10 protein-coding genes are annotated in these 9,161 nt (G+C 56.8%); all 10 read left to right on the forward strand.

Annotated features, from left to right (window positions below; translation table 11 throughout):
- Positions 1 to 974 (forward strand): DUF2345 domain-containing protein (locus ACEN88_RS17795; RefSeq protein ID WP_413341634.1); only part of this gene is annotated, 974 nt, incomplete at its 5' end.
- Complete coding sequence (locus ACEN88_RS17800) at positions 946 to 1,479, forward strand: carbapenem self-resistance protein CarG family protein (RefSeq protein WP_413341636.1); 534 nt, start codon at positions 946 to 948, stop codon at positions 1,477 to 1,479. The genes ACEN88_RS17795 and ACEN88_RS17800, both read left to right, overlap by 29 nt.
- Complete coding sequence (locus ACEN88_RS17805; protein WP_413341637.1) at positions 1,479 to 3,605, forward strand: hypothetical protein; 2,127 nt, start codon at positions 1,479 to 1,481, stop codon at positions 3,603 to 3,605. Before ACEN88_RS17800 ends, ACEN88_RS17805 begins: the two co-directional genes overlap by 1 nt.
- Positions 3,595 to 4,536, forward strand: a complete 942-nt coding sequence (locus tag ACEN88_RS17810; RefSeq protein ID WP_413341639.1) for a hypothetical protein — start codon at positions 3,595 to 3,597, stop codon at positions 4,534 to 4,536. Before ACEN88_RS17805 ends, ACEN88_RS17810 begins: the two co-directional genes overlap by 11 nt.
- Positions 4,533 to 5,627, forward strand: coding sequence for a PoNe immunity protein domain-containing protein (locus tag ACEN88_RS17815; protein ID WP_413341641.1), 1,095 nt, complete (start codon positions 4,533 to 4,535; stop codon positions 5,625 to 5,627). The genes ACEN88_RS17810 and ACEN88_RS17815 overlap by 4 nt, the downstream gene beginning before the upstream one ends.
- A 21-nt stretch (positions 5,628 to 5,648) precedes the next feature.
- Complete coding sequence (locus ACEN88_RS17820) at positions 5,649 to 6,209, forward strand: hypothetical protein (RefSeq protein ID WP_413341643.1); 561 nt, start codon at positions 5,649 to 5,651, stop codon at positions 6,207 to 6,209.
- Between the two features lie 10 nt (positions 6,210 to 6,219).
- Positions 6,220 to 6,444 carry a hypothetical protein gene (locus tag ACEN88_RS17825; protein ID WP_413341644.1) on the forward strand — a complete coding sequence of 75 codons (225 nt, stop codon included), beginning with the start codon at positions 6,220 to 6,222 and terminating at the stop codon, positions 6,442 to 6,444.
- Positions 6,441 to 7,046, forward strand: a complete 606-nt coding sequence (locus tag ACEN88_RS17830) for a hypothetical protein (RefSeq protein ID WP_413341646.1) — start codon at positions 6,441 to 6,443, stop codon at positions 7,044 to 7,046. The genes ACEN88_RS17825 and ACEN88_RS17830 overlap by 4 nt, the downstream gene beginning before the upstream one ends.
- 15 nt (positions 7,047 to 7,061) lie before the next feature.
- The gene (locus ACEN88_RS17835) at positions 7,062 to 7,988 is read left to right on the forward strand and encodes a hypothetical protein (RefSeq protein ID WP_413341647.1); all 927 of its coding nucleotides are present in this window, start codon (positions 7,062 to 7,064) and stop codon (positions 7,986 to 7,988) included.
- 12 nt (positions 7,989 to 8,000) lie between these two features.
- Positions 8,001 to 9,161 (forward strand): type VI secretion system Vgr family protein (locus ACEN88_RS17840; RefSeq protein WP_413341649.1); only part of this gene is annotated, 1,161 nt, incomplete at its 3' end.

The raw sequence follows: 9,161 nt of genomic DNA on the forward strand, positions 1-9,161 counted from the left end.
GCCTGCTCGTTGCGACCGAGCGGACGTCGGCCGATGCGGGCGCGCTGGAATCCGGACAAGCGGCATCACAGATCGAACAAAGCCATACACTTCAACACAGCCTGGCCGAGACGGCTGGCAAGCACAACGCCATGCTGGCGGGAGGCACGTCTCCAGACAAGTTGCCGGCAACCGAAGCGCTCGCCAGGGCCGGCGATACACTGACCGCGACGTCAGCGAACGGCGACGCCACCGCTTACGGCGAACCGCAGCTGCAACTCTACACACCTGCAGGCATCGCGGCGCTCACGCCAGCATCGACCGTCATTGCGTCAGGCACGACCACCAACATCACGGCGGGACAGGACATCGGCTTTGCCTCGCAAGGCAATACCATTCACTCGGTCAGCGCCGGGGTCAGCCTGTTCACGTACGGTAAGGCGACGAGCAGCAACAAACCGAATCAGGAAACCGGCATCCGCATGCATGCGGCCAGCGGCAAAGTCAGCATGCAAAGCCAAAGTGGCCAGACGCGGCTGACAGCCGACAAGACGTGTACGGTGGCGAGCATCGCGAAGAGCGTGAACGTGGCAGCGAAGGAGCATGTGCTGTTGACTGCGCAAGGCGCGTACATCCGGCTTTCGGGAGGTGACATCGAAGTGCATGGGCCTGGGAAGATCGAATTCAAGGCGAGCATGAAGGAGCTCACCGGCCCGGCGTGCGCACAATTCGAACTACCAGCCATGCCGCAGCTGAGCCATCAGTTTGGGCAACGTTTCAGGCTCAAGGACACGCTTGGCACACCGCTGGCAGATCAGGCCTACACGATATACGTAGCGGACCAACAAGAGATCAAGGGTGTGACAGATCCGCATGGCATGACGGCGTATGTCGACACCGAAAACCCTGAGACGACCTACATCTTGTTCGACCGTGATTTGCAATGGATCTGTGAAGAGGAAAGCGATGAAAATTCGAGCCATAGCGAGTGCTAGCGCCTTGGCGATAGCCGCCCTCTCCGCGACGGCCCAGACGCTCCCAGTGGTATTGCGTGGTGACATGACGCCGATCAAACTCGCCAGCGGTGAAGTCGTGGCTTTGCACACGATCATTGACCTGAACAATGCACATGCGCTGGAAACGGTCAGTTTTCTGATAAGAAATCCGCGTGGAGCCGCTGAAGCTATTCCGTTCGAGATAAACGACGACTATCAAGCTTCCCTGACATTGCGTTCCGGCGCCGACTGCGCGATCTCTGGAATGCGCGCGTTTCAGGACGGAAAGAAAATTCGTGTCGTTTATGCGAGCCGGAAGGGCCAGTGGTCTGAAAAAAACTCCGTAAAATTCCAGGAATTCGATCTGACGAAGAATGATGAGGGCGCCCCTGGCACGCCACTACGCTATTTTAAAGAGCGTAAAGTCTACAGCTCGAAAAAAGCATACTGTGATGTCAATCGTGCTATCGACAGTGAGGCGTCACCTATCAAAGGGATCGAATAATGGCTGAGAAGAAATTCATCCAAGCGCGTGATGGCGAAAAAAACAGTGTCATATACGTTTGCGCAGACGGCACGGAATTCTTACGGTCCGGAGGCACTCGTGCCTGGCGAAATAACAACCCAGGGAATCTTGTTGCCGCCGAAAAGAGTGGTTTATCGATCGGACGCGGCGGCAGCTTTGCGGCATTTGCGAGTCAGGAGGATGGATTTGCGGCCCTGGAGTATTCTTTAAAGAATTTTTATTCCGATATCAAACTGGATAAGGTTTTTAAAAAATATGCCCCGGCCACCGACCATAACGATCCGGAGCAATATGCAGCCACAGTCAGAAAAATGACCGGCCTGGACGCCGCTCGGACTATTGGATCTCTCACCAAGGAAGAGCTGGACGAATTTAAATTAGCAATCATGCGCGTGGAAGGTTGGAAAGAGGGAAAAACTGAGCCAATTCCCCATGCCAAGCAATTTCTCGTAAAAGGCATTGATGGAAAGCCGCTGGGAGGTCTACGCTATTTACTTTCCTACTTCACCGGCGATGGTGAGCAGAAAAAAATCGAAGGCGAAACAAGCGCGGACGGCAAGACCGTCACCGCCGTTACCGCCACCCGAACTACCGTACAATTGCATCTACCTCGGCCTGACCCCGGACAGTCTCTAAAACCGCTGCAAAAAAAAGTGGGAGGCGCCAAAGGAAAAACGGTTGTCGCTGCCGAGGTCACGACTAAACCATGGTACAGCCAGGCGTTCAGTCAAGCAGTTGCTGGCGAAGACAGCAAGCATGACGAATCACCACGCCAAAACGACTTAGACGCTGGACATCAAGAGCTCCAGGAGGCGCCTTTGTCTCCACCGGCTCCTCTGTCGACCGTTAAGCAAGCTGGCGCAGTTCAGCTATCCGGTACGAAGAAAAAGTCTGAGAACCATGTACAAGATGTCATAAAAGAAGCTGGCGTGTATGTTACGTGGGAATTCGATACCAAGCGTGGCTCTGAGAAGAAACTGGAAAAACTGCCGTATTTTATTGCTGAGATGTCGGGCGATCAAGGCAAACCCCTGATGAAGGGGCAAGGTCTTTTGTTAATGAAAAACAACAAAATTCGACAAAAAGTTCCGTTTGGCAAAGAGGTCGCCTTGTACCTTGGCAATGATGCAAAGGTTCAATATCGCACTACCCCGCTTTATCGCGTGCGTGCGGAAGAAGGGCTGAGTGACGTGGTAGTGAAGATTTCCGAAATCAAGGGTACGGCTTATGACCCTTCAGATGAACTACCGTCGGACCCAGTCTCGACAGGAACCAAAAAAGTCTATTCTGCAAGCCTTTTCGGGACGACCTGGTTAAAATTCAGTCATAAATTCACAGCGGATGAGGCCCTGGAACAAAGTCGAATCGAACCTCCGGAACTCCAAGCAGCCTTGCAACAGATTTTTGGGGGAAATGCAAGCGTTAGCGGCAACGCTATAACGCTGAGCGTCGTAAAACCAAACAAGAAAAACATGGTAATCACGTGGCAAGCGGCTGCATTTCAGAATTGCAGGCAAAACATACCTTCTATTACGAACCTTGCTGCAGCCAAAGCCGAAATTATTCCTCGCGTTCACCCTCAGACTTATAAAGCATTCTTGAAGGCCGCGTTCGAATTGGACGCTACGGCACTTGAGATTGCATCGGGTTGGCGCCCCATGCTTGGTTCAGTCTTGCATCGCGTTGGCGTGGGACTGGACGTAAGCCGCATATTAGTGGAAGGTCATGACTTGAAGCTAAGCCGCAGCCGGACTTCTGCAGACACAGCATACATAAATTTATTGACGCAAAAAAATCGGCTTGAAGGAAAAAAGACGCTTACCGAGGACGAAAAACAAGAACTCAAGCAACTTGCGGCGCGAGAGGCAAATAAACGTGAAGCCGCGACGATAGCGATTCGCAACAGCGACAGCACCTCCATTCGCACTTTTATTCATAAGCTGCGAGAGAACAGTGATGTTAAGCAGACATTTGATCCATGGGAAATGGATTTAAACACTCGTGACAATTCGCAAGCACAACCGAACCACCTCATTACCGGCAATGAGAAACTGCACGGAACCCATCTGCATATTACCGTGAGGGATACTGAACTTGGATACTAAAATCGGAATTCTATTCTCGTTCATGTTTTTCTTTTCCGGAAGCATCCTTGCGGACGAAGCGTTAGGGAGTCAAAATTACACTAACTTTGGAATGGACCTGGATGCTCCAATCTTTCCAGTCAATGGCGTGCTCAACATATACGGAAATAAAGGCGACACAAGCCCTATCGCTACGCTGAAAGACAAGCCAGTGATAAATCAACGCGGCGCCGTCAAGCCTTGCATCAAAAACAGCGCGGATGGTTGGACGCAATGCAAAGTCAGCGGTGTCAGAGGATGGGTCAAGCATGACGATTTTCGTAGCGCCGAAGAATACATGCCGGTGCCGACTTGGGCATTTCGCTATTGGCTGTATATCAGATCGCCGGGTACGGGCAGCGAAGACGCAGTCATTCTTCGCGAGAGCGTCGACAAGAATCCTTATCTGATTGCGCCTGCAGCGTATTCGAACATATTTTTCCACGTTCTTTTCGACACAGAAGGAAGAGCGATCAGCCCCAAAAGCCATAAGCCCACAGGCGATCGAGTGTTTATTTCTGGAAATGCCGTTTTCCTCGCTCCCGGCGATCCAAAACGTCGCAGAAACGCGACTTGGCTGTTCCTTAACTTCTACAATGAAAAGTTAAACGCGTTGTGTCCAGGCCAGAATGCCGACAGTTGCATGAGTGCCGTTAATACTTCGCCTGGCTGGCCCGGAATCAAGAGAATGTATGAGGAACCCGCTGACCAGTACAAGCAGAAAAATGACGATCAAGCGTGGTTTGGTAACGGCGAAGTCGCATTTGCACGTCATATCGACCCGGTGAAACCGTTGATGTATCGTGTACCCGATAACGTAGTCATGAGCGCCGACAAAAGCGAAATGACGCTAGAGCTGGTCGCCAAGAATCGAGAGAAACTTGTTTGTATCGCAGACTGCGAACGACATTGACAACAAGCGAATCATTAGATACCGGCCGAAATAACACCGCGGCGACTTGCTCGATCGTCGGAAAAAAACTTGCGGGAACCATGATCCATATACTGACGGAGTCCGAATTCAAACAGGCAAAGCGAGAACCTTTACTCGACTACGCTGGTTACAGCGATGAAGCCGCAGACATCTCAAGGCGAATTCCTAACGCTCAAAAGAAACTGAGCGATCCAGAATGGCTCTCCGGCCGAGACGTGGCCGCGCTGGTGCGTCTCACGGGGGCACGTTCCGATTATGCGATCGACCTGTTGACGCTCAGCTATTCGGCTGGCGTGCACATCTTGGAGTTACAAGGATTTTTCCCGCACGTCGTCGAGTATTTCGAGGAGTTCGCTTTATATATCCAGGCATTCAATCGAACTGACGAAGGAACGCGACTCAACTCGCCTGTCATCCATCTGCAGGATGTCGAATTCCAGATAGCAAACCGGCTGCTCTGCTTTTCCGTTTTGCTCGGGCATACAAAATTGATCCCCCGGATCATGGCAATTCTCGACTATAACAATTCGATGCGCGACGGTCTGCTCGAACGAATTGCGTCGTGTTACAGCCAGCGGCCCTCGCCTTTACCTGATGAATGCACGCGTCATTTACCGTACTATAAGGCGTTGCCAATCTTCGACGCGCAACCATCCGACCGCCCCGGACTGATCAAGACGTATCTGCTGGACTGGTACGAAGCGAGCCGTCGCGAACCCTACTACGACGCTCACACCGGCGCCCCATCGTTCTTGGGCTATTGGGCATGGGAAGCGGCAGCAATCACGATTGCTTTGAATGTCGACGACCAATCGTATCGGGACCTACCTTTCTACCCACGCGACCTCGTCGAACATCTCAGAAACTCGACGGCAGGAAGTGCCGCAGGTGCGCCGCGCACCGAAACCGCTGAAATTCGTGCAAAGGCTGGCGAAACATGCCCGATTGGAGGACGCTGGCAATCGATCGGAGTGCCCGTCCACGATGCGGTCTATACAAAGGGGGCGACCTTGCAGGATCTGAAGTCGCCCTATGGGTTGACTGTCTGGCGCTTTCTCGGTGCGGCGTAGTTGAGCGCTTTCGCCCTAATGATGAAAAAAAGCATGCACATAGCGCGTAACGTTGTGGCAGGTGTCCTAGTCGCCGCCTGGCTCTGTGCCGGTGTACAAGCACCGGCGATTGCAGCGTCGACCCATCATGAGGTCAAGCTGGGCTACGGCGTCAACGAGGTCAATCTGAGCAAGTTGTCACTGCGCATCGTGCGCGGGATGGTCGCCAACGGCACGGCGAGCAGCTTCGATACGTTCACCGTGTACCTGGTGCCGGACAGCGCGGGCGAGCCCTGGCTGCAGGTAACGACCACCACGCCCAAGGGCCTCGGCTACAACTTCCGCAACTACGAGTCCGGCGACGCCAACACGCACGCCGTCGCGTTTTACGTCGAAGGCAATCACCTGTTCGCGGTCCAGGCGACGAAGGTCGGGCCAAGCGCCGATGCCCAAGGCGCGCGCAAGACGCCTTTCGATTTCGAAGTCGTCCGGTTCAACGAGAATGAGGACATCCCACTGTTCAAGAGCGACAGCAAGCAACGCTCGAAAGGCCAATACGTGGATGGACGCGAGGCTATCGACCATGAATTCTTCGGCCGCTGAGGGGTAATCGATGTTCGTACGTGCGACCTATTATCGCGAGAAGAGGGCCGTCCACTACTTCGACGAAAACGGCGAGGGAACGCCGTACATCGGCGGCTCCTTCGCATGGCGCACCAACAATCCGGGCGACATGGCGAAGCCGGGCAAGCGCGTCGTCAGCACGAGTATCGGCTACGCCCAGCGGGTATCCAACCCGAAAAGCCTCTTCCTGATCTTTCCCGACCAGTCTCCATGAAAAAACGGCTCTTCTTCTCGCTCATCGCATTAGCCTGCGTCGGTTGTCATGCCGACGGGCTTCCCATCGTCGGTATCGTCGAACAAATCCCTGTTCTGGCAAACGGGAGCCACGTAACCGCCCGTCCGACCTACATCTTCACCGACGAGAAGTTGTCCGGATCGACTTTCTTCAACGCTCTGCAATGCCCCGGCTCGACCCTGGACGTCGCGTGCTGCTATGAAGTCAAAACTACCACGCCGACGTCGCTCGATACGGAACTGGCGAAGTACGGCAAGGATCCCCTGTTCGCCTCGCAGATGAAAAGCATCAAGGGCTACCGATACATCTATGTGGCCGCTCCGACATCCGACAAGAAGCTCTGGACGCCTGTGATGAAGACGCTCGCACAAATTGCGGCTAACCCGGAAGATGGCTCGCCGTTCTCGGCAGCCGTGGTCGGCGCGCGATTCGACAAGCCCACGATCCTGGCATCGTTCACGGCGAATGGCGTACCGATGACGATGCAGACGCGCTCGGATACGACATCCGGCCGCATCATCTATACGTTCACGCGCGGTGGCAAAAAGGTCGAGATGTCGGAAGATACCTTTGCAGATTGAGACCCGACTGCCACCATGAAAATGATCACAGCGTTCGTTGCTCTGGCTATCCCGACATTCAGTATCCAGGCCGCCGCCCAATCAGTTAACGTCGCCGCATTCCTGAAAGAGCGCGGCGCCGAGAGGGCCGAACTCCGTCAGCTGGCGCGCTCGCCCAACCCGGCGGTGGTACCCGTCGCGTTCTACGACAAGGACGGCGTGGCGCCGAGCTGCGGCCTCCTCGTTGCCGTCCCCGACGCGCCGAAGCCACGCTATATCGACATACTTGATGCGGACAGCGGCAACACCTTTCCGCAATGCGTCGCGATACCGTCGATCAGGGCGTTCCGCCTGCAGGACAAGCATTACCTTGCCATCGAATATCTGGACCGGGACACGCGCGACGACACGTATCGCGAGTTCCATTACGTGTACGATGATCCGGCCCAGGGCTTCGTCGACGACAAGATGCTCAACGACGGGGTCCCGTCGTCCGACTCCTGGAAAGAAGCCGACGGCATCAAGCTTGCACGCGCGGCGATGATGCGGAAGACGTTCCCGCAATGGCGGTTCCTGGAACGTGACTTCATCGCGGGGGATACGTCCTCATTTGCCACCTTCGAGGACAGCCACGCCCGCGCCTGCCATTTCGCGATGGAAGCCGGCGCCAAACCGCTATCGGCAAACCTGGCCGAGGTGGCGTCGACGACCGGGTGCGCCGGCGTCCTCGCTGCCACTCGGCTGGCCGCGCCCGCCGCGACGTACTACATTTCCATGTTCAGATCGGTCGCCGGCAAGCAGCTGGTCGTCATCGCGTCCATTGCGAACGACGGCACGCTGAAGGTCGAAAAAGGCCTGTCCGCCGACATCAACGGCGCGGGCGCAACCGGCGATATCAGGGCGGCCAGGGCCGCCCTCTCGCAACGCCTGGGCGCCCTCCCAACTCCGCCAACCCGACAATGACACCGTTCTGACATGGACCTCGCAACATTAAGCGAAGCACTCCGCCGCTTCGGCACCGGCCTGTCCCAGCATGCCCGCCTCATCACGCTGGCCAGCGCGCACGACGCCGCACTGCCGCAATCCCCGCTCGCGGAACGGGTGCGCGGCCGCGAAGCCGTAAATGATTTATACCGTTTCGACGTTGATGCCCTCAGCACGTCGACCGACCTCGATCTCGCGGACTTCATCGGCGAAGAACTGACCGTCGGCCTGCTGCAACCTGACGGAAGCCGACGCGCGTGGCACGGCATCTGCACCGCGGCTGAATGGCTGGGTGCCGATGGCGGCGTCGCGCGCTACCGGCTGCGCCTGGAGCCCGCGCTGGCCCTGCTGCGCCTGCGCCGCGACAGCTACATCTTCCAGGACAAGAACGTCCGCGACATCGTCACCGAGCTGTTCGCGGACTACCCGCAACTGCGCTTCGACTTCGACATCACGCAGGACCTGCCGCCGCGCCCCATCTGCACGCAGTATCGCGAAAGCGACTACGATTTCTTCGTGCGCCTGATGGCGTCGGAGGGCCTGTCCTGGCGCTTCGAGCACGACCAGGACCTCACGACCGACGACGGCCAGGCGCGACACCGCGTGATCATCTTCGACAGCGCGGCCGAGTTCCCCGCGACGCCGGGCAACGCGGCCATCCGTTTTCACGGCGTGCGCGCCACCGACACCGACGACGCCATCGACGGCTTCAGCGCGCGCCGGCGCGTGCAGGCGAACGCCGTCTCGATCAGCAGCTGGGATCCGGCCCAGGTCCGCGCGCCCGCCGCCGAACAGCAATCGATCCTGGACGCCGGCGAGCTGCCGCTGCTGCCGGTGTACGACGGCGCCGGCGAACGCATCGCCACCGATGCCGGCGCGGCCGGCTTGCACAGCCGCCTGATGCTGCACGCGCTGGAACTGGACAACAAGCTGTTCGAAGGCGAAGGCGCCGCGCGCCGGCTCGCCCCGGGCCATGCGTTCACACTGACGCAGCACGACCGCTATCCCGACGGCGACAACGCCTTCAAGGTGCTGTGGGTCGAGCACGAGGCGCGCAACAACGTCGGCGCGCAGATCGCGGCCGTGGACCGTGGCGGCGTCGAACCCGGCACGTACCGCAACCGGTTCGGCTGCGTGCGCGACGCCGTGGCC

The organism is Massilia sp. CT11-108 (assembly GCF_047302915.1).
In the GTDB taxonomy this organism is placed as follows: Bacteria; Pseudomonadota; Gammaproteobacteria; order Burkholderiales; family Burkholderiaceae_D; genus Telluria; species Telluria orientalis.